Raw genomic sequence first — 1,579 nt, 5'->3', positions numbered from 1 at the left:
TGAGACTAACTATTAAAAGTCAAGCCTGAATCGAAGAAATTCGTTCAGATAGATTAGTACCTTGAAAACTGCATGACAAACAGAGCATCCGTTAGGGTGCTCGTACAGAAAAGTGAAAGAGACTTATTTAAGAGATTCGATAAGATTCTCTAGACATCTGAAGGCTGTAGATTACGCGGACAAGTTTCTTACATGCGTGTGAAATTGCGACATAGTAGTGCTTGCCTTCAGCTCGTTTCTTGGCCAAATAAGCCTTAAAGATTGGATCCCACATACAAACGTATTTAGTTGCATTGAACAGTGCATACCGCAAATATCGTGAACCGCGCTTTTCCATGTGGGCATAGGAAGACGTCATCTGACCTGATTGATAAGTGGTTGGAGAAAGACCTGCATAAGCCAGGATCTGATCCGGATTATCAAAACGGGAGAAGTCACCGATTTCCGCAAGAATCATAGCGCCCATCCGGTTTTTGATTCCCGGAATCGTAGTGATCGGGGAATCCAGAACATCCATGATGGCATTGATGGCAGTCTCGATCTCATCGATTTCTGCAGACAAGACTTCAATGAGACGGATCGTATGCTTCAGTTCCAGAGACTTCGCAGGCAGAACCGATCCGATAGATGAAGATGCAGCCTCTCGAATAGAGATCGCCATATCTCTGCCATAGCGACCGTTTGAAGCATCGTGAAGAAGATGCTTCAAACGAGTCAGATGAGCGGCGGCGACAAAAGAAGCGCCGGGAAATTCAGAGAGCAGGGCATAGACGGAAGTCATATGAAGTGTTGGGACGAGTGGTTCCAGTTCAGGGAAGAGGATACTGACGAGCCTGGAGACGGATGTTTTCAGCTTAGCACGTTCCTGAACTTTGTCAAAACGGTATCTTGTGAGAGACTTCAGTTCTTCGTTGTGATATGATGTGTCCGAGTAGGGCTTGAGTGTCCTATCGGTAAGCAGCATCATAGCAATCGAAGCAGCATCGACTTTATCCGTTTTCGTCTTTCTAAGGCTTTGACCTTTTCTGTAAAGAGTTGTATGTAACGGGTTGATAACAAAGCTGGCTAGGCCGTTATCAAGGAGCGAGCGCAGAAGGTTGAGATGATAGTGTCCGGTAGCTTCAAGACCTACTTTTATTTCTGTCAGGTCTGAAGTCAACGACCAGATCTTCTCATAAAGCTCGTCGAATCCCCGTAGCGAGTTCCGGATGGTGAACGGAGAGAACAGGATCTCCCCATCAGAGCCGAGGATACAGCAGTCGTGCTTATCCTTGGCGATATCAATGCCAACATAGATCATAATCAGATTCTCCTTAAAGTATATTGATGCTGCTGTCGATCCACAGGGCTCTCTGCCGGATGTAACCTCGTTCTACATAAACCGTCATGCGGTATCTAACTGATTAACAATGAGACAGAGAGGCTGTGGTTGGATCCTCACTAAAACCGTCTATGCGGTAGGTGAAAAAAACCAATCCACAGCATCTTCAACAGCATAGCCTAACCTGTAGAAAAGGTAAAGAAAAGGCTATGACACTATAATACGAGGTGAATCAATAAACCACCGGCTATGCCCTGT

Annotated in this window: 1 protein-coding gene; it reads right to left on the bottom strand. The window is 45.5% G+C overall.

Annotation, left to right across the window (positions count from 1 at the left end; translation table 11 throughout):
* Nucleotides 1-127 precede the first annotated feature (127 nt).
* On the bottom strand, nucleotides 128-1,300 hold the full coding sequence (locus tag AXF17_RS06230; protein ID WP_094234066.1) for an IS110 family RNA-guided transposase: 1,173 nt from the start codon (nucleotides 1,298-1,300) through the stop codon (nucleotides 128-130).
* Nucleotides 1,301-1,579 lie beyond the last annotated feature (279 nt).

The sequence above is a fragment of the Mogibacterium pumilum genome, assembly GCF_002243385.1.
Lineage (GTDB): Bacteria > Bacillota > Clostridia > Peptostreptococcales > Anaerovoracaceae > Mogibacterium > Mogibacterium pumilum.
The sequence above is the reverse complement of the archived record's forward strand: the minus strand, read 5'-3'. Positions and strand labels throughout refer to the sequence as shown.